The sequence below is a fragment of the Rhizobacter terrae genome (assembly GCF_003852895.1).
GTDB classification, from domain to species: domain Bacteria; phylum Pseudomonadota; class Gammaproteobacteria; order Burkholderiales; family Burkholderiaceae_C; genus Albitalea; species Albitalea terrae.
This window is the reverse complement of the sequence record NZ_QUSW01000005.1, coordinates 393,906-419,390: the sequence shown is the minus strand read 5'-3', so window position 1 is coordinate 419,390 and position 25,485 is coordinate 393,906. Positions and strand designations below refer to the sequence as shown.

At 65.9% G+C, this 25,485-nt stretch carries 30 protein-coding genes; 6 read left to right on the top strand and 24 right to left on the bottom strand.

Annotated features, from left to right (window positions below; genetic code table 11):
* Nucleotides 1–57: 57 nt before the first annotated feature.
* A complete protein-coding gene (locus DZC73_RS19525) occupies nt 58–822 on the bottom strand; it encodes a Nif3-like dinuclear metal center hexameric protein (RefSeq protein ID WP_124542037.1) in 765 nt (254 codons plus the stop codon).
* Here DZC73_RS19525 and DZC73_RS19520 point away from each other — a divergent pair.
* Nucleotides 821–1,990, top strand: coding sequence for a S1C family serine protease (locus tag DZC73_RS19520; protein WP_124542036.1), 1,170 nt, complete (start codon nt 821–823; stop codon nt 1,988–1,990). The genes DZC73_RS19525 and DZC73_RS19520 overlap by 2 nt on opposite strands.
* Nucleotides 1,991–2,003: 13 nt before the next feature.
* Here the strand turns inward: DZC73_RS19520 and tatC are convergent, their stop codons facing one another.
* The 13 genes from tatC to argB all read right to left on the bottom strand — a co-directional run bounded on the left by tatC (nt 2,004) and on the right by argB (nt 9,481).
* Nucleotides 2,004–2,792, bottom strand: a complete 789-nt coding sequence (tatC, locus tag DZC73_RS19515) for a twin-arginine translocase subunit TatC (RefSeq protein ID WP_124542035.1) — start codon at nt 2,790–2,792, stop codon at nt 2,004–2,006.
* A gap of 3 nt (nt 2,793–2,795) precedes the next feature.
* On the bottom strand, nt 2,796–3,278 hold the full coding sequence (tatB, locus tag DZC73_RS19510; protein ID WP_124542034.1) for a Sec-independent protein translocase protein TatB: 483 nt from the start codon (nt 3,276–3,278) through the stop codon (nt 2,796–2,798).
* A gap of 35 nt (nt 3,279–3,313) precedes the next feature.
* Nucleotides 3,314–3,556: a Sec-independent protein translocase subunit TatA gene (gene tatA / locus DZC73_RS19505; RefSeq protein WP_124542033.1), complete on the bottom strand. Its 243-nt coding sequence runs from the start codon at nt 3,554–3,556 to the stop codon at nt 3,314–3,316.
* A 49-nt stretch (nt 3,557–3,605) separates the two neighbouring features.
* Nucleotides 3,606–3,950 carry a histidine triad nucleotide-binding protein gene (locus DZC73_RS19500; RefSeq protein WP_124542032.1) on the bottom strand — a complete coding sequence of 115 codons (345 nt, stop codon included), beginning with the start codon at nt 3,948–3,950 and terminating at the stop codon, nt 3,606–3,608.
* A 7-nt stretch (nt 3,951–3,957) separates the two neighbouring features.
* Nucleotides 3,958–4,320, bottom strand: coding sequence for a DUF4870 family protein (locus tag DZC73_RS19495; RefSeq protein WP_124542031.1), 363 nt, complete (start codon nt 4,318–4,320; stop codon nt 3,958–3,960).
* Entirely contained in the window at nt 4,317–4,649 is a 333-nt protein-coding gene (locus tag DZC73_RS19490; RefSeq protein ID WP_124542030.1) for a phosphoribosyl-ATP diphosphatase, read from the bottom strand. Before DZC73_RS19490 ends, DZC73_RS19495 begins: the two co-directional genes overlap by 4 nt.
* Nucleotides 4,646–5,035, bottom strand: a complete 390-nt coding sequence (hisI, locus tag DZC73_RS19485; protein WP_124542029.1) for a phosphoribosyl-AMP cyclohydrolase — start codon at nt 5,033–5,035, stop codon at nt 4,646–4,648. Before hisI ends, DZC73_RS19490 begins: the two co-directional genes overlap by 4 nt.
* 16 nt (nt 5,036–5,051) lie before the next feature.
* Nucleotides 5,052–5,483, bottom strand: coding sequence for an NUDIX domain-containing protein (locus DZC73_RS19480; RefSeq protein ID WP_124542028.1), 432 nt, complete (start codon nt 5,481–5,483; stop codon nt 5,052–5,054).
* Nucleotides 5,480–6,346, bottom strand: a complete 867-nt coding sequence (locus DZC73_RS19475; protein WP_124542027.1) for an ATP-binding protein — start codon at nt 6,344–6,346, stop codon at nt 5,480–5,482. Before DZC73_RS19475 ends, DZC73_RS19480 begins: the two co-directional genes overlap by 4 nt.
* A gap of 23 nt (nt 6,347–6,369) precedes the next feature.
* A complete protein-coding gene (pdeM, locus tag DZC73_RS19470) occupies nt 6,370–7,014 on the bottom strand; it encodes a ligase-associated DNA damage response endonuclease PdeM (protein ID WP_124542026.1) in 645 nt (214 codons plus the stop codon).
* Nucleotides 7,015–7,049: 35 nt separating this feature from the next.
* Nucleotides 7,050–7,730, bottom strand: a complete 681-nt coding sequence (slmA, locus tag DZC73_RS19465; protein WP_124542025.1) for a nucleoid occlusion factor SlmA — start codon at nt 7,728–7,730, stop codon at nt 7,050–7,052.
* On the bottom strand, nt 7,714–8,430 hold the full coding sequence (locus tag DZC73_RS19460) for a pyrimidine 5'-nucleotidase (RefSeq protein WP_124542024.1): 717 nt from the start codon (nt 8,428–8,430) through the stop codon (nt 7,714–7,716). Before DZC73_RS19460 ends, slmA begins: the two co-directional genes overlap by 17 nt.
* Before the next feature lie 121 nt (nt 8,431–8,551).
* Entirely contained in the window at nt 8,552–9,481 is a 930-nt protein-coding gene (gene argB, locus DZC73_RS19455) for an acetylglutamate kinase (protein WP_124542023.1), read from the bottom strand.
* A gap of 181 nt (nt 9,482–9,662) precedes the next feature.
* On the opposite strand from argB, the gene DZC73_RS19450 reads away from it, so the two are divergent.
* On the top strand, nt 9,663–10,295 hold the full coding sequence (locus tag DZC73_RS19450; RefSeq protein WP_161974652.1) for a PEP-CTERM sorting domain-containing protein: 633 nt from the start codon (nt 9,663–9,665) through the stop codon (nt 10,293–10,295).
* 92 nt (nt 10,296–10,387) lie between these two features.
* The gene (locus DZC73_RS19445) at nt 10,388–11,011 is read left to right on the top strand and encodes a PEP-CTERM sorting domain-containing protein (RefSeq protein ID WP_124542021.1); all 624 of its coding nucleotides are present in this window, start codon (nt 10,388–10,390) and stop codon (nt 11,009–11,011) included.
* A 6-nt stretch (nt 11,012–11,017) separates the two neighbouring features.
* Here the strand turns inward: DZC73_RS19445 and ruvC are convergent, their stop codons facing one another.
* From ruvC to dusB, 6 genes are all read right to left on the bottom strand, one after another.
* The gene (ruvC, locus tag DZC73_RS19440; RefSeq protein ID WP_124542020.1) at nt 11,018–11,566 is read right to left on the bottom strand and encodes a crossover junction endodeoxyribonuclease RuvC; all 549 of its coding nucleotides are present in this window, start codon (nt 11,564–11,566) and stop codon (nt 11,018–11,020) included.
* A gap of 39 nt (nt 11,567–11,605) precedes the next feature.
* The gene (locus DZC73_RS19435; protein WP_198414897.1) at nt 11,606–12,574 is read right to left on the bottom strand and encodes a phosphatidate cytidylyltransferase; all 969 of its coding nucleotides are present in this window, start codon (nt 12,572–12,574) and stop codon (nt 11,606–11,608) included.
* A complete protein-coding gene (locus tag DZC73_RS19430) occupies nt 12,574–13,191 on the bottom strand; it encodes a lysophospholipid acyltransferase family protein (RefSeq protein ID WP_124542018.1) in 618 nt (205 codons plus the stop codon). Before DZC73_RS19430 ends, DZC73_RS19435 begins: the two co-directional genes overlap by 1 nt.
* Nucleotides 13,192–13,318: 127 nt before the next feature.
* A complete protein-coding gene (purH, locus tag DZC73_RS19425) occupies nt 13,319–14,896 on the bottom strand; it encodes a bifunctional phosphoribosylaminoimidazolecarboxamide formyltransferase/IMP cyclohydrolase (protein WP_124542017.1) in 1,578 nt (525 codons plus the stop codon).
* Between the two features lie 4 nt (nt 14,897–14,900).
* Nucleotides 14,901–15,137: a Fis family transcriptional regulator gene (locus DZC73_RS19420; protein WP_124542016.1), complete on the bottom strand. Its 237-nt coding sequence runs from the start codon at nt 15,135–15,137 to the stop codon at nt 14,901–14,903.
* The gene (gene dusB / locus DZC73_RS19415; RefSeq protein ID WP_124542015.1) at nt 15,134–16,174 is read right to left on the bottom strand and encodes a tRNA dihydrouridine synthase DusB; all 1,041 of its coding nucleotides are present in this window, start codon (nt 16,172–16,174) and stop codon (nt 15,134–15,136) included. Before dusB ends, DZC73_RS19420 begins: the two co-directional genes overlap by 4 nt.
* A gap of 97 nt (nt 16,175–16,271) precedes the next feature.
* Between dusB and DZC73_RS19410 the strand changes: the two genes are divergently transcribed.
* Together DZC73_RS19410 and DZC73_RS19405 are read left to right on the top strand one after the other, a co-directional pair.
* On the top strand, nt 16,272–16,766 hold the full coding sequence (locus tag DZC73_RS19410; protein WP_124542014.1) for a YqaA family protein: 495 nt from the start codon (nt 16,272–16,274) through the stop codon (nt 16,764–16,766).
* 112 nt (nt 16,767–16,878) lie between these two features.
* Nucleotides 16,879–17,304: a hypothetical protein gene (locus tag DZC73_RS19405; RefSeq protein ID WP_124542013.1), complete on the top strand. Its 426-nt coding sequence runs from the start codon at nt 16,879–16,881 to the stop codon at nt 17,302–17,304.
* Between the two features lie 194 nt (nt 17,305–17,498).
* Here DZC73_RS19405 and DZC73_RS19400 read toward each other — a convergent pair whose 3' ends face one another.
* The 4 genes from DZC73_RS19400 to DZC73_RS19385 form a co-directional block, all read right to left on the bottom strand.
* Nucleotides 17,499–19,586 carry an NAD(P)-binding protein gene (locus DZC73_RS19400; protein ID WP_124542012.1) on the bottom strand — a complete coding sequence of 696 codons (2,088 nt, stop codon included), beginning with the start codon at nt 19,584–19,586 and terminating at the stop codon, nt 17,499–17,501.
* A gap of 64 nt (nt 19,587–19,650) precedes the next feature.
* Nucleotides 19,651–21,171, bottom strand: coding sequence for a winged helix-turn-helix domain-containing tetratricopeptide repeat protein (locus DZC73_RS19395; RefSeq protein ID WP_235835200.1), 1,521 nt, complete (start codon nt 21,169–21,171; stop codon nt 19,651–19,653).
* Between the two features lie 86 nt (nt 21,172–21,257).
* Entirely contained in the window at nt 21,258–22,469 is a 1,212-nt protein-coding gene (locus tag DZC73_RS19390) for a patatin-like phospholipase family protein (protein ID WP_124542010.1), read from the bottom strand.
* 156 nt (nt 22,470–22,625) lie between these two features.
* Nucleotides 22,626–23,168, bottom strand: a complete 543-nt coding sequence (locus DZC73_RS19385; RefSeq protein ID WP_124542009.1) for a phasin family protein — start codon at nt 23,166–23,168, stop codon at nt 22,626–22,628.
* Between the two features lie 317 nt (nt 23,169–23,485).
* Here DZC73_RS19385 and DZC73_RS19380 point away from each other — a divergent pair, with 317 nt between their 5' ends.
* Nucleotides 23,486–25,483, top strand: coding sequence for an SDR family oxidoreductase (locus DZC73_RS19380; protein WP_124542008.1), 1,998 nt, complete (start codon nt 23,486–23,488; stop codon nt 25,481–25,483).
* Nucleotides 25,484–25,485 lie beyond the last annotated feature (2 nt).

Genomic DNA, 25,485 nt, shown 5'->3' with positions numbered 1-25,485 from the left:
AGTCCGCAGGGTGGCGCCCCTCGGGGGCAGGAGCGCCAGCGACTGGGGGGCCTCATTTCACGCCGGGTTGTCGATGTCGATGAATCGGTGCGACAGGCCGAAGCGCTGCGCCACGTGCGCGGCCACGGCCGGCGCGCCGTAGCGTTCGCTGGCATGGTGTCCGCAGGCGATGAAGGCGACGCCGGTCTCCCGGGCGTAGTGCGCCTGGGGCTCCGAGATTTCACCGGTGATGAAAGCATCGGCGCCGGCGGCGATGGCGCCCTCGAAGTAGCCCTGGGCGCCGCCGGTGCACCAGGCGATGCGGCGCAGCGGCCGGCCATCGCCCGGCACGGCCACCACGGAGCGACCGAGCGCCGTGCGCACGCGATCGGCAAGCTCATCAAAGCTCACGGATGAATCCGCAGCCCCGATGAATCCCAGGTCCTGCTCGCCGAAGCGCGCATCGGCGCTCAGCGACAGCACCTTGCCCAACTGCGCGTTGTTGCCCAGCTCCGCATGCGCATCCAGCGGCAGGTGGTAGGCGAAGAGGTTGATCTGGTGCGCCAGCAGCCGCTCGATGCGCTGCTTCAGCCAGCCGGTGATGCGGCCGTCCTGCCCGCGCCAGAAGAGGCCGTGGTGCACGAGGATGGCGTCGGCGCCGTCCTCGATGGCGGCATCGATCAGCGCGCGGCTGGCGGTGACGCCGCAGACGAGGCGCCTCACCTCGGGTTTGCCCTCCACCTGCAGACCGTTCGGCCCATAATCCCGGAACCGCCCGACGTCCAGCAGCGTATGAAGGTACGACTCGATTTCGGATCGTGAGGACACTCGAACTCCATTCATGCGCAAGACCTGGCTGATTTTCTCCCAAGCCGTCACCGTGGCGGTGGCGGTGCTGTTCGTCGTGGCCACGCTCAAGCCGGAATGGCTGCAAAAGCGCGGCGCGGCGGGCATCCCCACCGGCGTGTCGATCAATGCCGTGCAGCCGGTGTCTCTGGGGGGCGCGAGCACCAGCCCGAACAGCTACGCCGCCGCGGCCAAACGCGCCACGCCGGCGGTGGTGAGCATCACCGCCAGCAAGGCGCCGCCGCGCAGCCCGCACGCCACCGACCCGTGGTTCCAGTTCTTCTTCGGCGACCGCGCGCGCCAGCAGCAGCAGGAGCCGCAGATCGGCCTCGGCTCGGGCGTGATCGTCAGCACTGACGGCTACCTGCTCACCAACAACCACGTCATCGAAGGCGCCGACGAGATCGAGGTGCAGTTGGCCGATGGCCGCCGCGCCAAGGCCAAGGTGGTGGGTGCGGACCCCGAGAGCGACGTGGCGGTGCTCAAGATCGCGCTGGACAAGCTGCCCGTCATCACCTTCGGCAATGCCGATGCCGTCCAGGTGGGCGACGTGGTGCTGGCCATCGGCAACCCCTTCGGCGTGGGCCAGACGGTCACCAGCGGCATCGTGAGCGCGCTGGGTCGCAACCAGCTGGGCATCAACACCTTCGAGAACTTCATTCAGACGGACGCGGCCATCAACCCGGGCAACTCGGGCGGCGCGCTGGTGGATGCCAGCGGCAACCTGCTGGGCATCAACACGGCCATCTTCTCGCGCACCGGCGGCAGCCTGGGCATAGGCTTCGCGATTCCGGTGAGCACGGCGAGGCAGGTGATGGAGGGCCTGATCCGCGACGGCCAGGTCACCCGCGGCTGGATCGGCGTCGAGCCGCGTGACCTCACGCCCGAGATCGCCGAGACCTTCAACCTGCCGATCAAGGAAGGCGTGCTCATCACCGGCGTGCTGCAAGAGGGGCCCGCGAGCGTGGGCGGCATCCGCCCCGGCGACGTGGTGACCAAGGTGGCCGACACGCCCATCAGCAACACCTCGCAGCTGCTCACCGCGGTGGCAGCGCTCAAGCCGCAGACGCCGGCGGTGATTTCGGTGCAGCGCGGCGACAAGGCGCTGGAGCTGAAGGTGACGGTGGCTCAGCGGCCGAAGAATCCGGTGCGGCGCGAGCGCTGAACCGGGCTGAATCTCAGGAGGAAGAGGACGCTTCCTCTTCCGGCTTCTTCGTGTTCTTCAGGAAGAACTGCGCCGCCAGGATGCCCGCTTCGTAGAGCAGGCACATCGGAATCGCCAGCGCCAGTTGCGACACCACGTCCGGCGGCGTGATGACCGCGGCGACGATGAACGCCACCACGATGAAGTAGCTGCGGAAGCTCTTGAGCTGCTCCAGCGTCACCAGCCCCACGCGCACCAGCAGGATCACCACGATGGGCACCTGGAACGCGAGGCCGAAGGCGATGTACAGCCCGAGGATGGTCTCCACGTAGGAGGCGATGTCGGGCATGGCCGCCACCGTCTCGGGCGTGAACTTCTGGATGAAGGCGAACATGCGCTCCAGCACGAAGAACTGCACGAAGGCGATGCCCGCGTAGGCCAGCAGGCTGCCAAAGATGATCAGCGGCAGCCCGAAGCGCTTCTCATGGCTGTACAGGCCCGGCGCGATGAACGCCCAGGCCTGGTAGATGAGCCAGGGCAGCGCCAGCAGCACCGCTGCCATCAGCAGCACCTTCAACGGAATGAAGAAGGGCGAGAACACGCCCGTGGCGATGAGCTGCTTGGTGCCCGGCGGCATGTGCTGGCGGATGGGAATCGCCAGCCAGTCGATGAGCCGGCTGGGCCCGGGCCAGAAGGCCAGCACCGCCAGCGCCAGGCCCAGGCCATAGATGGACTTGAGCATGCGGTCGCGCAGCTCGATGAGGTGCGTGACGAACGGCTGCTCGGTGCCCTCGAGCTCGTCGGGGCCGGGGTTGGAACTCATGCGTCAGGAACCGGTGCGGGGTGGACGAAAGCGGGCAACGCGCGCAGCGCCCGACTGGGCCTTGCCGCGGATGCCGTGGCGCTGCTTGTACCACTGCGGCATGGCACCGCGCTTCAGGCGCCAGTTCTTCTTCGGATGCTTGTAGACCGGCACCGGCGTCCAGCCCGCGTTGGCGTTCTCGTAGGACGGCGACAGCGGGTCGGCATCGGCCCAGCTCTTTTCCAGCTCGGCCGTGGTCTGGTGGATTTCCTTGGAGACCTGCTGCTCCACGTCGCGGGCCGCGGTCTCGAACTGGCCCTTCATCTTCTTGAGCTCTTCCAGCTCGATGGAGCGGTTGACCTCGGCCTTCACGTCGGCCACGTAGCGCTGCGCCTTGCCCAGCAGATGGCCCACGGTGCGCGCCACGCGCGGCAGCCGCTCAGGGCCGAGCACGATGAGAGCGACCGCGCCGATGAGCGCGATCTTGTCGAAGCCGAAGTCGATCATTGACGGGGCGCGCGGCGCTGCGGGCTATGTGCCGCTCAGGACTTGTTCTTGGCTTCCACGTCCACCGTGTTGGCGTCGGTGGCCTTGGTCGTGCTCGAGTTGTTGGTGACCTGCGCTGGCGGCGCATCAGCCGACGCGGAGCCGTCCTTCATGCCGTCCTTGAAGCCCTTGACTGCACCGCCCAGGTCTTGCCCGATGTTCTTCAGCTTCTTGGTGCCGAAGACCAGCACCACGATCAGCAGCACGATCAGCCAGTGCCAAATGCTCAATCCACCCATGATGTCTCTCCAAACGACGTAACCGTTGATTCTAGGTCAGCCGCCCCGTTCAACCCTTGGCCCACGGACGCGGCCCGCCGAACACGTGCATGTGCAGGTGATACACCTCCTGCCCGCCGTCCGGCCCGGTGTTGATGACGGTGCGGAAACCATTGGTCACACCCAGTTCCTTCATCAGCTTCGGGGCCAGCAAGAGCATCTTGCCCAGCCACTTCTCATGCGTCTCGTCCACTTCGGACAGCATGGCCACGTGCACCTTCGGGATGATGAGCACGTGGACCGGTGCCCAGGGATGGATGTCGTGGAAGGCGAGAAGTTCGCTGTCCTCGTAGACCTTCTTGCAGGGAATCTGGCCGGCGACGATCTTGCAGAAGATGCAGTTGGGGTCTGACATGGTCATCTCAAGTCGGAGGAACGGGCATGGCGCGGCCGTCGGCGAATGCCAGCCAGCCGCGGACGAATCGGTACAGGTACCACAGGCCGATCACGGCATAGGCGAAGGCGCCGGGGATGAAGATGATCCACAGCGGTGCCGCCAGCACGAACCACAGCAGCGTGAACCAGAAGCTGCGCGCCTGCCAGCGGAAGTGGCTGCGGAAGAAGTCGTCGGGCAGGTCGCCGCGCTTCACGTAGTTGATGATGATCGCGATCACCGAGAAGATGCCGGCCGAGAACCATGTCGCCACGTGCAGGGCGTACATCACGTGCGTGATGGTGGTCAGGCTCTGGCGGTCGTGCTGCGGTGCCGGGATCATCGCGTTCATGGCTTGTCCTTGCGTGCGGCGAATTCGGCCAGGCCCGACAGGCCCTCGCGGCGCTCCAGCTCGGCCAGCACGTCCGCCGGCGACAGGTCGAAGGCGCTGAGCGCGATGATGCAGTGGAACCAGAGGTCGGCCACCTCGTAGACGATCTTCTGGCGGTCGCCGTCCTTGGCGGCCATGACCGTCTCGGTGGCTTCCTCGCCGATCTTCTTCAGGATGGCGTCCGTGCCCTTGTGGAAGAGCTTGGCCACGTAGCTCTTGTCCGGGTCGGCCGCCTTGCGCTGCTCGATGACCTGCGCCAGGCGCGCCAGCGTGTCGTTGGATGAGGTCATTTGTAGATGCGCTCCGGGTCCTTGAGGACGGGTTCCACCGTGTGCCAGGCACCGTCCTTGTACAGCTGGAAGAAGCACGAATGGCGCCCGGTGTGGCAGGCGATGCCGGGGGTGTGGCCCAGTTGCTCCACCTTCATCAGCACCACGTCGTTGTCGCAGTCCAGGCGCAGCTCGTGCACCTTCTGGATGTGCCCGGACTCCTCGCCCTTGTGCCAAAGGCGGTTGCGCGAGCGGCTGAAGTACACCGCCTCGCCCAGCTCGGCGGTCTTTGCCAAGGCCTCGCGGTTCATGAAGGCGAACATCAGCACGTCGTTGGTGCCGACCTCCTGCGCGATCACGGGGATGAGGCCTTTCTCATCCCATTTCACTTCGTCCAACCAGTCCATGAAATCAGTGTAGCAATCAGCCTTGGTGGGTCGCGCCCTGGAAACCACGCTCGGAGGCGAACCATTGGAGCACCGGCACGGTACCGGGCAGCACGGGCGTCACCTGCACCGGCAGGGTCTGCCAGGCCATGGTCTGCTGCTCGCGCATCTGGAACTCGCCCTCCCACTCGTAGACCTTGCAGAAATGCAGGCGCACCAGCGCATGGGGGTAGTCCATCATCTCGATCTTCCAGGGGTGGGCATGGCCGATGGTGATGCCCAGCTCCTCGATCAGTTCGCGGCGCAAGGCCTGTTCCACCGTCTCGCCGGCTTCGAGCTTGCCGCCCGGGAACTCCCAGTAGCCGGCATACACCTTGCCCTCAGGGCGGGAGGTGAGCAGGAAGCGGTCGTTGACGTCGATGAGCACGCCGACGGCCACATCGACAGGGGTGCGTTCGGTGCTGCTCATGCGTGATGCCGTCCGGAATAGTCGCGTGCAAACTGGTAGGCCACCCGCCCCGAGCGCGAGCCGCGCTCCAGGGCCCAGACCAGGCTTTCCTGGCGCGCGGCGGCGATGGCTTCCTCGCTCACGCCGAAGCCGCGCAGCCACTCGGCCACGATGCTCAGGTACTCGGCCTGGCTGAAGGGATAGAAGCTGACCCACAGCCCGAAGCGTTCGGACAGCGAGATCTTTTCCTCCACCACCTCGCCGGGATGCACTTCGCCATCCTCGGTGTGCTGGTAGGTGAGGTTCTCCTTCATGTACTCGGGCAGGAGGTGGCGGCGGTTGCTGGTGGCGTAGATCAGCACGTTCTCCGAGGACTGGGACACCGAGCCATCGAGGATGGACTTCAGCGCCTTGTAGCCGGGCTCGCCCTCGTCGAAGCTCAGGTCGTCGCAGAAGACGATGAAGCGCTCGGGGCGGGCGGCGACGAGGTCGACGATGTCGGGCAGGTCCACCAGGTCGGCCTTGTCCACCTCGATGAGCCGAAGCCCCTGCGGCGCGAATTCATTGAGGCAGGCCTTGATGAGCGAGCTCTTGCCCGTACCGCGTGCGCCCGTCAGCAGCACGTTGTTGGCCCCGTGGCCGGCGACGAACTGCTGGGTATTGCGCAGCAGGCGCTCCTTCTGCGGCTCGACTTCGCGCAGGTTGGCCAGGCGGATGGTGGCGACATGGCGCACCGGCTCCAGCCAGCCGGAGCCACCGCGCTTGTGATAGCGAAAGGCGATGGACGCCGACCAGTCGGGCGACGCCAGCGGATGCGGCAGCACCGCTTCCAGGCGCGCCATCAGGGCCTCGGCGCGCGAGATGAGGGAATCGAGATCGGGCATCCCGCGAGTTTATGGGGAGCGGGTCAGACTTCCTGGATGGCATCGTCGGCGATGGCGAAGACGCGGTCGCCCTCGCCCGGGTGGATGCGGTGCATGCCGGTGAAGCTGCCGAAGGCTGGCAGCACGCCGTGGCTGGGTGTGAAGTGGAAGCACGGCAGACGCAGGCTGTCGAAGGCGCGTCCGCCCAGGCGGATGCAGGGGTGGATGTGGCCGGCCAGGGCGTACCGGCCAGGCACGTCCTGCGGGTGATGGCAAAGCGCGAGCCCGCCGAGAGTGAATGGTTCGTCCACCACGCTGAACCGAAGCGACGCGGGCGGGTCGCCGGCACGGTCGTCATGGTTGCCGCGGATCAGGGTGAGGTCGAGATCCGCATGCGCCTGCCGCCAGCGCGCCACGGCGTCCATGGTGGCCGGGGCATAGGAACGTTTCGAGTGCAGGAAGTCGCCGAGGAAGACCACCCTCGCCGCCTGCGTGCGCTCGATCAGCCGGGTGAGTGTCGCGAGGTTGTCGCTGGTGGTGCCGCGCGGGACCGGAATGCCGAACGAGCGGAACGACACCGCCTTGCCGATGTGCGCATCGGCCACCAGCAGGGTGCGGAAGTCGTCGAGGAAGGCCGCCTTCTCGGGCAGCAGCGTCAGCGCATGTCCGCCGACGGTGAGCGTCGCCATGCAGGGATGTTAGGGGCTATGGCGCCCCGGCAAGATCAGCCCAGCATCAGCTGCAAGGCGGCATCCAGGTGTTCGGTGGGGGTGCGCTTGAAGCCGGAGCGGGCGTAGCGCTGCAGGCGGCCGACCGCAAAGGCGGTGAGCACCGAGGCCTGCGCATTCGCATCCACCGTGGGCGTGTTGGAGCCGGCCTCTTCCGCCGCGGCACGCAGGCTCTGGCGAAGCTGCGATTCGATGCGGTCGAAGAACTGGTTCATCCGCGCCAGCAGCCGATCGTTCTCGAACACCAGCGCATCGCCCACCATCACGCGGGTCATGCCGGGGTTCTTCTCGCCGAATTGCAGCAGCACGGTGAGGATCTTCTGCGCCTGCACGGTGCCGGCGGTTTCACGTTCGTTGATCTGGTTGGCCAGGGTGAACACGCTTTGCTCGATGAACTCGATGAGCCCTTCGAACATCTGCGCCTTGCTGGCGAAGTGGCGGTACAGCGCGGCTTCGGAGACGTCCAGCCGGCTGGCCAGGGCCGCGGTGGTGATTCGTTCGGCGCCCGGCTGCTCCAGCATGGACGCCAGCGTCTGCAAGATCTGCACGCGACGTTCGCCCGGCTTGGGACGCTTGCGCACGCCGGGAATGCCGGCCGTGGCGGCTGCTTCACCGTCAGCGCTTGCAGCGCCCCCAACGACGGTGCCTTCCGGTGTGTGCTCAGTGTGAGTTGTCATCGCGAATGCACCAAATCGAGCGCAAAGCTTGTATCTGCTTGATTCTGGCACACACGTATGCGGGCTTGGGGCAGGGGTGAACACTGACTTTCACGCAGCCGCCGGGCGCGTGAATTGCGGCACGAAGGTAGCGTTGCATCCAGGCCGTCCGCATGCCCACTTTCCGTGCGGAACGCTGGTGGGCCAGGGTGTCCTCCACCAGCACGCAGCGGCTGGGCCGCGTCTTCAGCCGCGCGGCCATCGCGCGGAACATCCGGGCGTCCGGCTTAGGGCGGTGGTGGCCGAACATGGTCATGTCCTCGATGCTGAGGATGCCGTCGAACAGCCCCGTGAGGCGCAAGGCGCCCAGCACGCGCAGGGCGTAGGCCCGGGGCGCGTTGGTCAGGATGAACTTGCGTCCTGGCAGGCGGGCCAAGGCCGCCCGGTCGGCCGGGTGCATGCGCACGCGGCTTTCCAGGCCCGGCAACCGGTGGGTCTCTTCCAGGAAGTGAGAAGCCTTCACGCCGTGGTGCTTGATGAGCCCGAGCAGCGTGGCGCCGTAGCGGTTCCAGTAGTGCTGGCGCAGCTGCGTGGCCTGCTGGTCGGTCATCGCGAGGTGATCGACCATGTAGGCCGTCATCGCTGCGCTCGTCTGGCCGAGCGCAGCGTGCGACGCGTCATGCAGCGTGTCGTCGAGGTCAAACAGCCAGGTCGTTCTCAAGGCACCAACCCAAGATGCGCCAGCGAAGCAAGCGCCACGTCAAGCAACGCCCGCGGCACTGGCTCCGCCAGCCCGCAGGGTGGCGCCCCTCGGGGGCAGGAGCGCCAGCGACTGGGGGGCCTCAATGCGATCGAATCATCGTGCCGTAGGCCTGCTCGGTGAGGATCTCCAGCAGCATCGCATGAGGGACGCGGCCATCGATGATGTGCACGGTATTCACACCATTCTTCGCCGCATCCAGCGCCGAGGCGATCTTGGGCATCATGCCGCCGGAAATCGTGCCGTCGGCGAACAGATCGTCGATCTCGCGCGCAGACAGGTTGGTCAGCAGGTTGCCCTGCTTGTCCAGCACGCCGGAGATGTTGGTGAGCATCATCAGCTTCTCGGCCTTGAGCACTTCGGCCAGCTTGCCCGCCACCACGTCGGCATTGATGTTGTAGTTCTCGTTGTTGCCGCCGAAGCCCAGCGGAGAGATGACCGGGATGAACTGGTCGTCCTGCAGCGCCTTGACCACCGACGGGTCGATGGATTCGATCTCGCCGACCTGGCCCACGTCGTGTTCCTTGGTCGGGTCGTTCTTGTCCAGCATCTTGAGCTTGCGTGCGCGGATGAGTCCGCCGTCACGCCCGGTCAGGCCCACGGCCTTGCCACCGGCGGCGTTGATCAGGCCCACGATGTCTTGCTGCACCTGACCGGCCAGCACCCACTCCACCACTTCCATGGTCTCGTCGTCGGTGACGCGCATGCCCTGGATGAAGGTGCCCTTCTTGCCGACCTTGGCCAGCGCCTCGTCGATCTGCGGGCCGCCGCCGTGCACGACCACAGGATTCATGCCCACCAGCTTGAGCAGCACCACGTCTTCGGCGAAGTCCTGCTGCAGCGCCGGGTCGGTCATGGCGTTGCCGCCGTACTTGATGACGATGGTCTTGCCGTGGAAGCGCCGGATGTAGGGCAAGGCCTCCGCCAATATCTCCGCCTTGTCGCGTGGTGCGATGTGGCTCAGGTCCGGTGAATTCGGATGCGGAGGAAAGGCAGGGGGCTCAGCGCTCATGAAAAGAAATCCTTTGAAACAAGCCGGCGAAAGCGGCCATTGGCCGAAATTGTAGAGGCCACGACGACAGTGGTTTGTGAACGCCTGTCAAGGGCGCCACTTCCAGCGAAGGGTAAAGCCGGCCGTCATGGTTTGGTCTATAGACTGGCGGCCCATTCAAAAAACATTCAGGAGGAAATCAATGCGCGCCCTCATCGCAGCCTTGCTGCTGACCTGCTCGGTCGCCCAGGCCGGAACGTACAGCATCAGCGTGACCGATCCCAGCCTGGTCCTGCGAGACCTCGATCCCAGTGACGGCATCACGCCCGCGCTCACGCTCTTTTATGGCACATCCGTCGCGGACTGGAACAAGCCGCTCGTCTGCAGCGGCGAGTTCTGGTCGGACTACACCGACATGAAGTCGTGCCCCGCAGTGTCGCTCTACGGCACCTTGAGCGCACACAGCGCCATCGACTGGAACGGCACCGTGACGATCGACGTGCATCTGCTCCCGGTGACAGCGACCCAGTCTGAAAACGTGGCTCTCTATGGCGGTGGCAGCGGCTACACCAATGCAGCCACCCATTCAGAGTTCGAAATCAACCCATACGTTCGCAGCACCGACTCCCACGAGTCCTTCGCCGCTTCCCTCTTCCTCGCCAACGACACCGACGGCCCGGCAAACTTCGAGATGCACCTCGGATTCGAGGCGTTCCAGCAGTCCTCGGATTACCCGCGGCCCGTGCCTGAACCCTCGACTTACCTGCTGATGCTCGGCGGACTAGCCGCGTTACCGCTGCTGCGCCGCAAGCGGGCACAGGGCCGGGTCCGGTAAGTCCGGTCATCCCCCCCACAAAGAGCGAGAGTCATGCGCACCATCTTGTCCACATACTCCCGCCTCCAACAACACTCAGGAGGATTGTCTCGATGCGCACTCTCGCTGCAGCACTGCTGCTTGCCTGTTCGGCCGCACATGCCGGCTCATTCACCGTGACCATGGCCGACCCGAAGCTGTCCCTGGTCGATCTCGATGCCAGCGACGCTACGTCACCGACGCTCACGCTATCGCCTGGTGAAAGCCTGGCGCCATGGAACACCTCGTTCAGCTTCGGAGGCGAGTTCTGGACGGACTACGACCACATCACGCCGTCCCCGCTCCTTCACCTGAGCGGAACGCTCGACGCACACAGCGGCATCGACTGGAGCGGCGCCATGGTGTACGACACCCAGCTGCTCCTGACCGCCACGGACGACGAACGCCTGCTCATCATGGGCGGCGGCGGTGGAATCACCGGCCATGGCTTCAGTTCCTACTTCGAACTGCCTCCGTACTTCCACGGCGGCACCACCCACGTTGTCGACCCTGTCGGGTTCTTTCTGCGCAACGACAGTGACGAGGCCACCACCTTCAGCCTCGACATGGGCTTCTCGACCCAAACCATCACCGACCTGGCCCGGCCCGTTCCGGAACCCTCCAGCTATCTCATGATGCTCGGCGGACTCGCCCTGCTTCCGCTGGCTCGTCGCAAGCTGAAGGCAGGCAGCCGCTAGTAGCCGCTAGTAGGTCCGGCCGCGTTTGTATTGCGCATGGGCACGGCGTGAAAGCGTCGTGCCCTTTTGCATGGCGGCGAACGACGCCCCCGCATGCGCATGGCAGATCGCCAGGCCCAGCGCATCGGCTGCGTCTTTGCCAGGCAGGCCCGGCAGCTTGAGCAGGCGCATCACCATCTCCTGCACCTGTTCCTTGCGCGCCTGGCCGTGGCCGACGATGGCCTTCTTCATCTGCAAGGCGGTGTACTCCGACACCTCCAGGTCGGTGGAAACCAGCGCGGTCAGTGCCGCTCCACGCGCCTGGCCCAGCAGCAACGTGGACTGCGGGTTGACGTTGACGAACACGATCTCCATCGCCGCGCACGTCGGCTGGTAGCGCGAGGTGACCTCGCGCACGCCGTCGAAGATGATCTTCAGCCGCGCCGGCAGCTGGCCGATGTCCACGGCATCCGTCTTGATGGTGCCGCTGGCCACGTAGTGCAGCTTGGCACCCTCGGTCTCGATCACGCCGAAGCCGGTGGTGCGCAGGCCGGGGTCGATGCCGAGGATGCGCATGGGCGGATTGTCGTGCGGCTCAGCGCGGTGGGTGCGACATCAGATGCCGAAGTACCAGCGCACCGCGTGAAAGAAGACCGGCGCCGAGAAGCACAGCGGCGCCACACGGTCGAGCAGCCCCACGGCGCCCGTCACCGACGCCTTGCCGCCCCAGCTGCGAACGCCTGCATCGCGCTTGAGCGCCTTCATCACGAACTCACCCAGGGTACCGGTGCCGCCGGCGATGAAGCCCATCACCAGCGCGGGAATGGGCTTGAACGGCGTCGCCCAGTACAGCAGCGCCCCCACGAAGGCCGCCACGCCCGCGCCGATCGCCCAGGCCCGCCATGAGAACGATCGGCTGATCGCCCGGGCCACCGGCCGGCGGCGCAGCCAGCGCGAAGCCACTTCCTGCGCGATCTGCGCGGTGGCGACCACCACCACGAGGTAGAACACCATGAACGCGCCGCGGTCGGCGAACTTGGGCAGGTTCAGCAGCAGCAGCGCTGGTGCATGGCTCATGCCGTACATGCAGACCATGATGCCCCACTGGATCTTGGAGGTGCGCTCCAGGAATCGCTGCGGGTCGTTGCCGAAGGCGCTGATGACCGGGATGGCGAAGAAGACGTACACGGGGATGAACACCGTGAACAGGTCCAGCCGCTGGCTGCCCGCGAGCACGAATTGGAAAGGCAGCACGAAGAAGAAGGCGAGCAGCAGGCTGCGGTGGTCCGCCCGGCGCGTCTGCGTGAGCGTGATGAACTCGCGGAAGGCCACGAAGGAGACGAAGCCGAACAGCAGCGTGGCGACGAAGGCGCCCAGCACCCAGGAGATCCAGAACAGCACCGCGCCCCACCACACGGCGCGCAGGTCGCGCTTGAACTGCTCGTGCAGTTCCTGCCGCTCGGGCGTGAGGTCCTTGATCGTGCGCGTCACCTCGACGACGGTGACGAGCGCGAGCACGCCGAACAGCGCGAGGAACAGCAGGCCGATCTGCTGGCTGATGCTCAGGTCACGAAGCGCGCCCATCAGCGGATGCTCCTCAAGGCCACGACGGCTTCACGCGCGCGGGTGAGGAAGGCACGCTTGTCCTCGCCCTCCTGCAGCTGGATGGGTGCGCCGAAGGTCACCGAGCACAGGATGGGCACGGGCACCACTTCGCCCTTGGGCATCACGCGCTGCACGTTGTCGATCCACGCGGGGATGAGCTGCACGTGCGGGAACTGCTCGGCCAGGTGATAGATGCCCGACTTGAAGGCCATCGGGTCGCCCTTGTTGCCGCGCGTGCCTTCGGGAAAGATGACCAGCGAGTCGCCGTTCTTCAGCGCCTCGGCCAAAGGCTCCAGCGGGTCCTGGTCGTCGGTGCGCTGGCGGTTCACATACACCGCGTTGAATATCTCGCGGGTGATCCAGTGCTTGAGCTTGCTGGAGGTCCAGTAGTCCTTGGCGGCGATGGGGCGGGTGACGCTGCGCAGGTCACTGGGCAGCGCGGCCCAGATGAGCACCCAATCGAAGTGGCTCTGATGGTTGGCGAAGTAGATGCGCTGTTCCGCCTTGGGCGGGCATCCATACCAATGGCCTTGTGCGCCGGTGATGAGTCGGGCCAGGAAGGCGAGGAAGAGCCCCGCTGCCTCGGGAAGTTTCATGGGGGCGGATACTAGCTCAGCGGGCCTGCGAAACGGGACCGTGTCACCCGTTTGGGTGGCTAGGGTTCACACGGGCAATACCGCCCGTTCAGGCTTGGCCTGAACGGGGTGGATGACGGGAATGACGTCAGTGCCTGAAGTGCCGCACGCCCGTCAGCACCATCGCGATGCCGCGCTCGTCGGCCGCCGCGATCACTTCGTCATCGCGCACGCTGCCGCCCGGCTGGATCACGCAGGTCGCGCCGGCTTCGCACACCACGTCCAGGCCATCGCGGAACGGGAAGAAGGCATCGCTGGCCACGGCCGAGCCCTTGAGCGACAGGCTCGCGTTCTCCGCCTTGATGCTGGCGATGCGCGCCGAGTCGATGCGGCTCATCTGGCCCGCACCCACGCCCAGCGTCATGCCGCCGCCGCAGAAGACGATGGCATTGCTCTTGACGTACTTCGCGACCTTCCAGGCGAACAGCAGGTCGTTCAGTTGCGACTCGGTGGGCTGCACCTTGGTCACGACCTTCAGCTCGCCGCGCTGCACCTCGCGGTTGTCGGCGGTCTGGATGAGCAGGCCCGAGCCGACGCGCTTGATGTCCTGCGCGTTGCGGCCATGGTCCCACGGTGTCGCGCCGCCCGGCGGCAGCGCGATCTGCAGCAGGCGGGTGTTGGCCTTGGCAGCGAACACCAACAGCGCTTCAGGCGTGAAGCTCGGGGCAATCAGCACTTCGACGAACTGCTTGGCCACGGCCTGCGCCGCGGTCGCATCCAGCTCGCGGTTGAAGGCGATGATGCCGCCGAAGGCCGAGGTCGGGTCGGTCTTGAACGCCTTGGCGTAGGCCTCGGCCGGGCTCGCGCCCATCGCCACCCCGCAAGGGTTGGCGTGCTTGATGATCACGCAGGCCGGCGTGTCGAAGCTCTTCACGCATTCCCAGGCGGCGTCGGCATCAGCGATGTTGTTGTAAGAGAGCTCCTTGCCCTGCAACTGCCTGGCCGTGACGAGCGAACCCGGCGCGGGATGCATGTCGCGGTAGAAGGCCGCCGTCTGGTGCGGGTTCTCGCCGTAGCGCAGGTCCTGCAGCTTGACGAATTGCGAGTTCGATTGCGCGGGGTACTCGTTGCGCGTGCCGTCTTCCTTCAGCGACGACAGATAGTCGCTGATCGCGCCGTCGTAGTTGGAGATGCGGTTGAACGCCGCCACCGACAGCGCGAACTTCGTCTTCTGGCTGATGCCGCCGCCCTTCAGCTCGGCCAGCACGCCGGCGTACTGGGACGCGTCGGTGAGCACCGCCACGTCCTTCCAGTTCTTGGCGGCCGAGCGGACCATGGCCGGACCGCCGATGTCGATGTTCTCGATCGCGTCTTCCAGCGTGCAGCCGGGCTTGGCCACGGTGGCCTCGAACGGATAGAGGTTGACCACCAGCAAGTCGATGGTCGAGATGCCATGTTCCTTGATCGCCGCCACGTGGGCCGGCACGTCGCGGCGCGCCAGCAGGCCGCCGTGGATCTTCGGATGCAGCGTCTTCACGCGGCCGTCGAGCATCTCGGGGAAGCCGGTGTGGTCGGCCACCTCGGTCACCGGCAGGCCGGCATCGGCCAACAGCTTGGCCGTGCCGCCGGTGGACAGCAGCTTCACGCCCAGGCCATGCAGCTCGCGGGCGAATTCGAGCACGCCGGTCTTGTCGGAAACGGAGAGGAGAGCGGTCAGTTGGGTCATGGCATCACTTGATGAGTTTGTGTTCGACGAGCTTGCGGCGCAGCGTGTTGCGGTTGATGCCCAGCCATTCGGCCGCGCGGCTCTGGTTGCCTTCGGCGTGCTTCATCACCACGTCGAGCAAAGGCTTTTCGACGACGTTGAGGATCATGTCGTACATGGCGGTGGGCTCCACGCCGCGCAGGTCCTTGAAGTAGCTCTCCAGGCTGTCCCGGATGCACTCCTCGATGTGTTTTTTGCTCATGCTTGTTGTTCGAGATATGAATCGTTCGCTGCGTCGCTCGTGACGGGCAGCAACTTGTGCGTGACGGCCAAGGCATCGAACCATTCGGACACCGCGCGCACTTGCGAATCGCAGGTCTCCAGCAGGTTCATCTCGGCACGAAACGCTTCTCCTCCAGGCAGCGCCCGCACCGCCCAACCAATGTGCTTGCGCGCGGTGCGCACGCCCGCGTACTCGCCGTACAGCCCGTAGTGGTCTTCCAGATGTTCCAGCAGCCAGCGCTTGGCCTGCAGCACCTCGGGGGCACTCAGGTGTTCGCCGGTTTCAAGGAAGTGCGCGATCTCGCGGAAGATCCACGGCCGCCCCTGTGCGGCACGGCCGACCATCACCGCATCGGCGCCGGTGACGCGCAGCACCTCGCGCGCCTTCTCGGGCGAATCGATGTCGCCGTTGGCCACCACCGGAATGCGCAGCGCGGCCTTGACGGCAGCGATGGTGTCGTACTCCGCGAAGCCCTTGTAGCCTTGCTCGCGGGTGCGGCCATGCACCGTGACCATGGCGACGCCGGCGCTCTCGGCAGCCCGCGCAATGCGCACCGCGTTGCGCTCGGCATCGCACCAGCCGGTGCGCATCTTGAGCGTGACGGGCACGTTGCGCGGCGCACAGGCAGCCACCACCGCCTCCACGATCTCCAGTGCCAGCGGTTCGTCCTGCATCAGTGCCGAACCGGCCCACTTGTTGCAGACCTTCTTGGCGGGGCAGCCCATGTTGATGTCGATGATCTGCGCGCCGCGGTCGATGTTGTAGGCGGCAGCCTCGGCCATCATCGCCGCGTCGGTGCCGGCGATCTGGACCGAGATCGGCTCCACTTCACCGTCATGGTTGGCGCGGCGGCTGGTCTTCAGACTGTTCCACAGGTCGCGACGCGACGTGACCATCTCGCTGACCGCATAGCCCGCGCCCAGCCGCTTGCACAGCTGGCGGAACGGACGATCAGTCACCCCCGCCATCGGCGCGACAAAGAGGCTGTTCGGCAGCTCGATGTGGCCGATCTTCATGGGGGCGTGGGGGTGGGAGTGCTGAAAAAGGAGGCAGAAGTATAGCGGCTAGCCCTCCCCGTTCCTGCCGTGTCGAAGGCTCCGCATAATCCCGCGGATGGAGGATTGGTTTCAGCATCTGCTCACCCAGCTCGCGCTGCCGCAATACGGCTTGAGCACGGTCTTCATCGTCGCGCTCGTGTCGGCCACGCTGCTGCCGCTGGGTTCGGAGCCGGCGGTGTTCGGGCTGGTCAAGCTGAACCCCGAACTCTTCTGGCCGGCCATCCTCGTGGCCACCATCGGCAACACCATCGGCGGCGCGATCACCTGGTGGATGGGCTACGGCGCCGAGCGGGCCTATGAGCGCGTCACGCACGATCCTGGTGCGGCGCACCCGCGAGCCCTGCGATGGCTTGAACGCTTCGGAGCCCGCGCCTGCCTGCTGTCGTGGCTGCCGCTGGTGGGCGACCCACTGTGCGCGGTGGCAGGATGGCTTCGCCTGCCCTTGTGGCCCTGCGTGCTGTACATGGCCATCGGCAAGTTCATCCGCTATCTCATCATGACGGCGGGGTTGCTCTGGTTCTTCCCCGGCAACTGGCAGAACCTCTCCTGACGACCTGAAAGACACGCTTCAGGACGTTTCAGAGCCGCGTCAGGACTTCATAGGCGCGAAGAACGACATTGGATTCATCCAATCAACAAACGTCGTTCGAGGAGTCGCCACCATGATTGCCGCCACGTTCATGAACATGTCCAACACGCCCGCGGCGCACAGGGCGCGCCCTGTGTCGCTGCAGGTGGCGATGCTCGCGCAGCAGGCCGTGCGCGACGAACCCACCGCGACGGACGTGATGGTCTATCGCCAGCCCTTGTCCGACGTGCCGGTGCCCTCGTCCTGGCGTCCGTCCAAGCCCGTGCCGCTGGATTCGGTGGATGTGCCCTGCGAAGGCCCCGAGTCCCTGCGCTACGACGACGAGATGGTCGGCTGGGATTCCGCCGGCGTGAGCCTGGCCCGGCTGCATCACCTGGAGCGCGAGACCGGCCCGCGCCGCATCGCCGACCGCCAGCGCGCCGAGCGCTTCAACACGTCGCTGATCTTCATCTTCGCGGCCGTGACCTGCTCGGTCATCGGCTGGGTCGTGCTGCTGTGAGGTGACGACATGATCCTGCTCTGATCCACCCCCAACAATGAGTCGGCGCGGTAGCCCTGTACAGGGCGCCGCGCCGATTTTTTTGGAGCCGAGCGGAGCGACGCGTTCGATCAAGCAACGCCCGCGGAACCGGCTTCGCCGGTCCGCAGGGTGGTGCCCCTTGGGGGCAGGAGCGAAGCGACTGGGGGGCTCCCTCAGTGCGTCGGGTAGCCGATGATCTGCGTGAGCGCCGGCGCTCCGCTGATCGCGAACGACGCCAGCCGCCCGCCCATCACTGTGCCTTCCACGCTGCCCACGTTCAGCCCGGTGTAGATCCAGTCGCCGGCCAGCACCAGGTTGTCGAAGCCCGAGCCCCAGGCCTTCAGCCGGTACTTGGTGCTGCCCGGGGGCGAGAGCACGTAGCGCTCGGTCGGGTCGATGTTGGCGCGCCAGAACTGCTGGTCGAAACGGCTGATGCCCAGGCCCATCTTCGACTCGTCATACCCCTGCAACAGGCTGAAGTCCAGGCCAATGGGATCCCCCGGCGGGCTCACCTTGTTGCTCGTGGCCAGCGGCAGCAGCGGCCCCATGCTGGCCTGCAGGTACTGGATGCACTGGTACTTCACGCGGTCGTGCTGGCGGCGCGGGTAGTCGGTGTCGGTGAAGGGCGGCGGCGGGTCGTAGTCGGGCATCAGGCCCGAGAAGTACCACAGCGACTTGGGGCTGTTGGACTGCGGCCACGACTCCCACTTCAGCAGGTGGGTGAAGTCCACCTGGCCATCCAGCGGGTCGACGTAGGTGGCGCCGATGCAGGTGTCGTACTCGTTCTTGAACTGGTAGTCCCAGCCCATGTCCTTGGTGGTCCGGTTGAACCACAGCTGCATGGTCTGCGTCATGGCGGTGGTGACGTTGGCCGTCATGTCGCGCCAGGCCTGGCTGCTGTCCAGCAATTCCTTGCACAGGTAAGGCACGGCGCCGATGGAGATGGCGAACACCAGCTTGTCGTAGTGGGTGCCGGCCACCAGGGTGCGCTGTTCCACCGGCTGCCAGCCCGACCAGTACGACTCCAGGTCGATCTGTTGGGCCTTGAGCGCCTCGCCTTCCACCAGTTGGTCGTAGTGCGGGTCGGCCGGCCAGGCGGGCAGGCCCTTCACATCGATGAGCGGCTGGTAGCCGGCAGCCGGGTCCTTCAGCGTGGCCTGCACACCGATGTTCACCGACGCGATGCTCTTGCGGTCGGGGCTCAGGCGCAGGTTCTCGACCTTCTGGAAGAACTCGAACTTCACGCCGCGCTTCTTCAGCACCTCGTACATCGGCGCGATGATGGTCTCGCCGGTGCCCGCCTCGAACGTCCAGGCGAAGGCGCCCATGTACGCGAAGCTGCGCAGCGTCCAGTGCAGGTAGGCACCCGCGGCCATGGTGGCCGTGCGTGTGGTGTCGCCGTTGGGGTACTGGTAGGACAGGTTGGTGGTGTTCAGCGCAAGCGCCGACGACACCGTCATGTTCGACGCACCGTGCTTCTTCAGCCAGTCGGCGAAGTTCATGTCGTCGATGGAGTCGAAGCCCTTGTTGGCGATGTCGTCCTTGATCGTGCCCTTGACGATCGCGAGCAGGAAGTTGCTCACGATGTAGATGCGACGCAGGTCGTCGTTGTCGGTGAAGCGGTCGCCCAGGTGCTCGGACAGCCATTCCCAGGTCTTGTCCAGCAGCTCGATCACGCCGGCACCCAGCTCCAGCGCGCCCTTGATGGCCTGGTCCAGCAGGTACATGGCCACACGGCCGGCCTCCTCGGCCAGCTTGTTGCCCTCGGTGATCTTGTGGATGTTGTCGTCGAAGATCTGGTGCACGAAACGCACCAGCGCCTGCACCCAGTCGGTCACCTTTTGCAGCGACGACGGATCGCCCGGCGACAGGTTGTTGGTCGGCGCAGTGAACGGCCACTGCTTCCAGCATTCGTCGATGAACTCCCACATCAGCACGAAGCTCTCGGGCTTGAAGGCCTCGTCGAAGGTGGCCAGCGGCTGCTCGCCCTTCTTGCGGCCCAGCGCCTCGTAGACCTCGCGCATCATCGGCAGCGCGTTGTAGTAGCAGCCCAGGAAGCCGTGGATGCCGTGCTCCTGGATGCGGTCGTTCGGCCCGCGCCCGGTGGCGCATTTGCCGCCCAGTCGCCAGCCGAGCTGGTACATGGTGATGTCGAACTTGTCCTGCCATCCCGGCTGGCTCGTGAGTTCGAAGGCCGTGCTCAATGCGGCAATGCCGCCTCCAAGAATTGCAACTTTCTGAGGTGTTGCGGGTTGTCCCATTTCTATGCCCCCTTGAAGGTTTGATAACGCCGGAAGAACGCTCCGGCAAGCGTGTGGAACGTGGTCAGCCCTCCCAGCCGGCGATGCGAAGCGCGTTCACGAACTTGTCGAGATGCGCCGGGTCTGCGAACGGGTGGCCGATCTTGAGAGTCAGCATGTTGTAGACCGGCATGGTGCGCCGGCCTTCTTCCATGGCTTCACGGGCCCGTTCGAGGTGGCCTGCCGCGGCCTGGCAGGCGGCGAGCAGGTAATAGTTGAAGAACCAGTCGGGCCGTTTGGCCACGGCCTCCATCGCGTGATTCACCGCCTGCTCGTACTCGCCGCAGACGAAGCAGGCCAAGGCCTGCGAACGCATCCACAGGCTCAGGTGCGGATCGCTCGGGCTGCACTGGATGGCGCGCTGCAGCTCCACCATGGCCTCGTCCGCACGCGCGGAGAAGGCCAGCAGCCGGCCCAGTTCGCCGGCGGCAGCGGCGAAGTTGGGGTACAGGTCGAGTGCGCGCCGCTGCTCGGCCATGGCGGCTTCCAGCTTGTTGATGCACGACAGCGCTGTGCCTAGCGTGAAGTGGGCATAGCTGTCGTGGTCGTCGTTGCGCACCGCCTCCATGGCGTAGTAGTTGGCGTGGCGGATGAGCTTCTCGGGGTCGTCCGAGCGCCCTCGCCAGGCATCGGCCATGTAGGTGAACGACAGCAGCGCCAGGCTGGCCGAATCATTCGGCTTGATCTTCAGCGCCTGCTCCAGCAAGCGGCGCGCTTCCAGGTTGTTGGGCGCGGTGGACCGCCAGAAATTCCAGCGCGCACGCATCAGCAGGTCCCAGTGCTGGATGTCGCGGGCCTCATGGTTGACGGCGCGCGTTTCCTCGCGGCGCAGGAACACCGGCTCGATGGTGCCGGCGATGGTGGAGGAAATCTCGTCCTGCACCGAGAAGAGGTCGGTCAGCGACCGGTCGAAGCGGTCGGCCCAGGCGGTCTCGCCGCGGGCACCGTCCACCAGTTCGGCCGACACGCGGAGTTTGTCGCCCGCACGACGGACGCTGCCGGCCACCAGGTAGCGCACGCCCAGCTCGCGGCAGATGGCGCCGAAGGACAGGTTGCTCTGGCGGTAGGTGAACGACGAGTTGCGCGCGATAACGAACAGCCAGCTCGAACGCGCCAGGCTCGCAATGATGTCCTCGGCCAGGCCGTCGGCGAAGTACTCCTGCTCGCTGTCCCCGCTCAGGTTGGCGAATGGCAGCACCGCGATGGACGGACGTGCGCCGGCGGTGGCTTCGACCGTGGGCGGCGCCTCTTCCTGGATGCGTACCGTGAAGCGGTACCCGCGCCCCGGGATGGTGGCAATGGCCTCGGGGCCGAGCAGCTTGCGCAGTGTGGAAATCTGGACCTGGAGGTTGTTTTCCTCGACGACCACGTCGGGCCAGACGATGTCCATCAGCTCGTTCTTGGCCACCAGTTCGCCGGCACGCTGGGCCAGGGCCAGCAGCACATCGAAGGCCCGGGCGCCGAGCACGGCGGGTTCGCCATGGATCAGCAGACGCCGTTCATGCGGCTGCAATTCACAGTGGCCAAATCGGATCGATGCGGACACGCCGTTTCCCATCACACAACGTTGGCGGCAAATGTATCGCGTGATGCATCTTCCGGGCCATCAATCCCGCGACACTTGCCAATAATTCAACGAGGCAGGGCGTGCTCCAGGTCGTTCAGGACGCCTTCGAGTCGCTGCAAAGCCCAGGCGCTGCGCGTGCGAGGAGCGCGCCGGCTCACGAGGGTGCGTTGACGATCGTCAAGGACATCGTCATTGATGCTCACGCCATGGGGCGCGAGCTGCGCCGACAGCACGCTGCGCCGCGATCGCAGCATCTGCCGAGTCTGCTGGTAGGCATGCTCGGCCAGGGCCCGGCGCTGCGAGTAGCTGAAGGTGTTGGCCAGGAACATTTCCGGGTCGCGCTGGTCGGGCTCGAACAGCACGATGGTGGTGTCCGGGTGGTTGCGCTCGTAGGCCTTCATGCCCAACTCCAGCCGCGAATGGATCATGGTGCGGAAGGTCTGCGACAGCACCACCGGAAGGCCGCCGTCCACCAGCTTGGGGATGCGCTCTTCGCCGCTGGAGAGTACGCGGTGCTGCGGCGCCTGCGTGGAGTTGAAGGGGACCAGCGGGTTCAGGCACAGCAGCAGGTCGACGTCCTCTTCCAGCAGCACGGAGGCGTGCAGCGTCTTCTTCAGCGCGCCGTCGACGTAGTAGCGGCCATCGATCTCCACCGGCGGGAACAGGCCCGGCAGCGCGGCGCTGGCCTGCACCGCCTTGGAGATGGGCACGTGGTCGTAGCCCGGCTGGCCGAAGGGCGCGGGGTCGCCGCTGTCCAGGTCGGTCGCGACCAGCACCAGCTTGCGCTTGAGGTGACGAAAGTCATTGGTGCGGCCAGGCGCGGAGAACTGCCGGCGCAGCTGCGCGTCGATGGCGGCGTTCGAGAAGAAGCCCGCCGGCAGCGCGCGACCCAGGCGCTCGAAGGCCGAGGACAGCGAGCGGCGCGAAAAAAAGTATCGATACGACGCCTGTCCTGCGAGCATCGGCAGCGCGGCCAGGCGCTTGGCGATCTCGCCCCAGGCCGGGCGGATCAGCACCGAGGGCTTGAAGATGTCGTGCGGGGCGCCGACGTTCTCGATGAAAGAGGCGCAGATGTCGCGCGGGCTCAGGCCGTTGGCCAGGCCCGCGGCGATGAAGCCGCCGGCGGAGACGCCGACGTAGGCATCGAGGTCGTTGAGGCTGAGTCCATCCAGGGACTCGTCCAGGGCGCACAGCGCGCCGATTTCATAGATCGCACCCAGGGGGCCGCCGCCGGCCAGGGCCAGGGCGATGCGAGGTTTCTTCGAGGAACGGGGCATGCGGCACAGTCTAGGTGTGCGATGCCGCGAGGCCCTTGGAGCCGCCCTCTAAAACAGGCTGAGGAAAACCCTTTCGCCCCATGGCGGGATATCGCGGTTTCGAATGAACAAAGGGGCGCCGAAGCGCCCCTTTGTTGCATGCATCGCGATGCCGGATCAGGCCGACTTGCGCGCCGCGGCGCGCTTGGCGACGGGCTTGGCCGCGCCGTTGGCCGCCGGCTTGGCGGCAGCCGTCTTGGCAGCACGAGGCGCCTTGGCGGCCGGCGAACCCTTGGACAGCTTGGCCACTTGTGCGCTCAGCTCGTCGATGCGGGCGATCAGCGCCTCCACGTCCTTGGACGAGGGCACGCCCAGCTTGTTCAGCGCCTTGGAGGTGCGCTCCTCGAAGATGGATTCGAGCTTGTCCCACTGCTGGCCGGCCTTGGCGGAGACGTCGCCGGCCATGTTGCTCATGCGGCTGGTGACTTCGCCGATCTTCTCTTCGGCCACCGCCTGCGTCTTGCGCTGCAGCGAGGTGCCTTCCTTCACGAGCGCCTCGAAGACCTTGCCGCCTTCTTCCTGCGCCTTGGAGAAAGCGCCCAGGCCCGCCAGCCAGATCTGCTGGGCCGAGTCCTTGATGGTGCCGGCCAGCGCGCTGTCGAACAGGCTGGCGGGAGACGCGGCCTTCTTGTCCGCCATTTGCTTGAGCTTCTTGACCATGTTGGTTCCTCTGTGAAAGTCGCTGCGGTTGGGTCTGTGTCTGTGGCGCGCCTTGGTTGTTCGTCCCAGGAGTCGGGACCGGCGCGGTGGGGCGACTATAGGCCCGGCCACCCGCCAGGGGCTGCGGTATCTCTAGTGAGCCGTCTCTATGGGGTGCAGCATGCGAGCCACGGCAGTGCCCTTTGGAACCGGTCCTGCGCTAACCTCGCGACCCACGCGCTGCTTGGGGTAAACGACGAAGTCGAAGGCCCGAGGCTTCGCGCAAGAATCGCCAGCATCCCGCACCCCGGCCCGCACGCCACCAAGGAGGAGAACGCATGCAGTATTTCGTCACCGGAGCCACCGGTTTCATCGGCAAACGACTCGTCAAGACCTTGCTGGAGCGCCGCGGCTCGACGGTGTACTTCCTGCTGCGCCCCGAGAGCGAGGGCAAGGTGGCCGACCTGCTGGCCTTCTGGGGTGTGTCCAAGCAGCGCGCCTGCCCGGTGTTCGGCGACCTCACCACCAAGAAGCTGGGCGTGGCGGCGGACGACATCAAGCAGCTCAAGGGACAGATCGACCATGTCTACCACTTGGCCGCGGTGTATGACCTTGCGGCCGACGAAGAGTCGCAGGTGCAGGTGAACATCGAGGGTACGCGCAACGTGGTCGAGTTCGCCAAGGCCATCGACGCCGGCCACCTTCACCACGTCAGCAGCATTGCCGCCGCGGGCCTGTACGAAGGCGTGTTCCGCGAAGACATGTTCGAGGAGGCCGAGGGCCTGGACCACCCGTACTTCATGACCAAGCACGAGAGCGAGAAGATCGTGCGCAAGGAGTCCAAGGTGCCCTGGACGGTATACCGCCCCGCCATGGTCTGCGGCGACTCCAAGACCGGCGAGATGGACAAGATCGACGGTCCGTACTACTTCTTCAAGCTCATCCAGCGCATGCGGCAGATCCTGCCGCCGTGGATGCCCAGCGTGGGCCTGGAAGGCGGGCGCGTGAACATCGTGCCGGTGGATTTCGTGGTGGCGGCGCTGGACCACATCAGCCACCTCAAGACCGACCTGAACAAGAAGTGCTACCACCTGGTGGACCCGCAGGGCTACCGCGTGGGCGACGTGCTGGACATCTTCAGCAAGGCCGCGCATGCGCCGAAGATGAACCTGTTCATCAACGCGGCGCTGCTGGGCTTCGTGCCCAAGAGCGTGAAGAAGGGCCTGATGGCGATCGCGCCGGTGCGCCGCGTGCGCAGCGCCGTGATGAAGGACCTGGGCCTGCCCGAGGACATCTTCACCTTCGTCAATTACCCCACCCGCTTCGACTGCCGCGACACCGAGGCCGCGCTCAAGGGTTCGGGCATCACCTGCCCCAACCTGAAGGACTACGCCTGGGTGATCTGGGACTACTGGGAGCGCCACCTGGACCCGGCGCTCTTCATCGACCGCACCCTGCGCGGCGCGGTGCAGGGCAAGGTGGTGCTGGTGACGGGCGGCTCCTCGGGCATCGGCCTGGCGGCAGCCATCAAGTTCGCTGAAGCCGGCGCCATCACCATCATCTGCGCCCGCGACGAGGCCAAGCTGGAAGAGGCAAAGAAGGAAATCGTCGAGAAGGCGGGCAAGGCGGCCACGGTCGTCACCTACTCGTCCGACATCGCCGATGAGGCCAGTTGCAAGGGCCTGGTGGACTGGCTGACCGAGAACTACGGCGGCGTGGACTTCCTCATCAACAACGCCGGCCGTTCCATCCGCCGCGCCATCGAGTCCAGCTACGACCGCTTCCACGACTACGAACGCACCATGCAGCTGAACTACTTCGGCTGCCTGCGAGTGACCATGGGCCTGCTGCCTGGCATGGTGGAAAAGCGCAAGGGGCACATCGTCAACATCAGCTCCATCGGCGTGCTGACCAACGCGCCGCGCTTCTCGGCCTACGTCGCCTCCAAGGCGGCGCTGGACGCCTGGACGCGCTGCGCCTCCAGCGAGTACGCCGACCAGGGCATCACCTTCACCACCATCAACATGCCGCTGGTGCGCACGCCGATGATCGCGCCCACCAAGATCTACAACAACGTGCCCACGCTGTCGCCGGAGGAAGCGGCCGACATGATCGCCACCGCCTGCGTGGAAAAGCCGGTGCGCATCGCCACCCGCCTGGGCATCTCGGGCGAGCTGCTGCACGCCCTGCTGCCGCGCGTGGCGCAGATCGTGATGAACACCAGCTTCCGCATGTTCCCAGACAGCGCCGCGGCCAAGGGCGACAAGAACGCGAAGCCCACGCTGTCGCCGGAGGCCATCGCCCTGCAGCAGATGATGCGCGGCATCCACTTCTGACG

Bases quoted from the DNA above. Each gene is read 5' to 3' on its own strand.
- DZC73_RS19390 (WP_124542010.1), bottom strand. From the start codon at position 22,469: ATGCCCCGTTCCTCGAAGAAACCTCGCATCGCCCTGGCCCTGGCCGGC.
- DZC73_RS19430 (WP_124542018.1), bottom strand. From the start codon at position 13,191: ATGAAACTTCCCGAGGCAGCGGGGCTCTTCCTCGCCTTCCTGGCCCGA.
- pdeM (WP_124542026.1), bottom strand. From the start codon at position 7,014: ATGGCGACGCTCACCGTCGGCGGACATGCGCTGACGCTGCTGCCCGAG.
- argB (WP_124542023.1), bottom strand. From the start codon at position 9,481: ATGAGCGCTGAGCCCCCTGCCTTTCCTCCGCATCCGAATTCACCGGAC.
- tatA (WP_124542033.1), bottom strand. From the start codon at position 3,556: ATGGGTGGATTGAGCATTTGGCACTGGCTGATCGTGCTGCTGATCGTG.
- DZC73_RS19520 (WP_124542036.1), top strand. From the start codon at position 821: ATGCGCAAGACCTGGCTGATTTTCTCCCAAGCCGTCACCGTGGCGGTG.
- tatC (WP_124542035.1), bottom strand. From the start codon at position 2,792: ATGAGTTCCAACCCCGGCCCCGACGAGCTCGAGGGCACCGAGCAGCCG.
- DZC73_RS19420 (WP_124542016.1), bottom strand. From the start codon at position 15,137: ATGAGCAAAAAACACATCGAGGAGTGCATCCGGGACAGCCTGGAGAGC.
- dusB (WP_124542015.1), bottom strand. From the start codon at position 16,174: ATGAAGATCGGCCACATCGAGCTGCCGAACAGCCTCTTTGTCGCGCCG.
- tatB (WP_124542034.1), bottom strand. From the start codon at position 3,278: ATGATCGACTTCGGCTTCGACAAGATCGCGCTCATCGGCGCGGTCGCT.
- DZC73_RS19380 (WP_124542008.1), top strand. From the start codon at position 23,486: ATGCAGTATTTCGTCACCGGAGCCACCGGTTTCATCGGCAAACGACTC.
- hisI (WP_124542029.1), bottom strand. From the start codon at position 5,035: ATGGACTGGTTGGACGAAGTGAAATGGGATGAGAAAGGCCTCATCCCC.
- DZC73_RS19435 (WP_198414897.1), bottom strand. From the start codon at position 12,574: ATGGGCGCGCTTCGTGACCTGAGCATCAGCCAGCAGATCGGCCTGCTG.
- DZC73_RS19490 (WP_124542030.1), bottom strand. From the start codon at position 4,649: ATGACCTCATCCAACGACACGCTGGCGCGCCTGGCGCAGGTCATCGAG.
- ruvC (WP_124542020.1), bottom strand. From the start codon at position 11,566: ATGCGCATCCTCGGCATCGACCCCGGCCTGCGCACCACCGGCTTCGGC.
- DZC73_RS19525 (WP_124542037.1), bottom strand. From the start codon at position 822: ATGAATGGAGTTCGAGTGTCCTCACGATCCGAAATCGAGTCGTACCTT.
- DZC73_RS19445 (WP_124542021.1), top strand. From the start codon at position 10,388: ATGCGCACTCTCGCTGCAGCACTGCTGCTTGCCTGTTCGGCCGCACAT.
- DZC73_RS19475 (WP_124542027.1), bottom strand. From the start codon at position 6,346: ATGCCCGATCTCGATTCCCTCATCTCGCGCGCCGAGGCCCTGATGGCG.
- DZC73_RS19500 (WP_124542032.1), bottom strand. From the start codon at position 3,950: ATGTCAGACCCCAACTGCATCTTCTGCAAGATCGTCGCCGGCCAGATT.
- DZC73_RS19480 (WP_124542028.1), bottom strand. From the start codon at position 5,483: ATGAGCAGCACCGAACGCACCCCTGTCGATGTGGCCGTCGGCGTGCTC.
- DZC73_RS19400 (WP_124542012.1), bottom strand. From the start codon at position 19,586: ATGGGACAACCCGCAACACCTCAGAAAGTTGCAATTCTTGGAGGCGGC.
- slmA (WP_124542025.1), bottom strand. From the start codon at position 7,730: ATGACAACTCACACTGAGCACACACCGGAAGGCACCGTCGTTGGGGGC.
- DZC73_RS19405 (WP_124542013.1), top strand. From the start codon at position 16,879: ATGATTGCCGCCACGTTCATGAACATGTCCAACACGCCCGCGGCGCAC.
- DZC73_RS19410 (WP_124542014.1), top strand. From the start codon at position 16,272: ATGGAGGATTGGTTTCAGCATCTGCTCACCCAGCTCGCGCTGCCGCAA.
- DZC73_RS19450 (WP_161974652.1), top strand. From the start codon at position 9,663: ATGCGCGCCCTCATCGCAGCCTTGCTGCTGACCTGCTCGGTCGCCCAG.
- purH (WP_124542017.1), bottom strand. From the start codon at position 14,896: ATGACCCAACTGACCGCTCTCCTCTCCGTTTCCGACAAGACCGGCGTG.
- DZC73_RS19385 (WP_124542009.1), bottom strand. From the start codon at position 23,168: ATGGTCAAGAAGCTCAAGCAAATGGCGGACAAGAAGGCCGCGTCTCCC.
- DZC73_RS19495 (WP_124542031.1), bottom strand. From the start codon at position 4,320: ATGAACGCGATGATCCCGGCACCGCAGCACGACCGCCAGAGCCTGACC.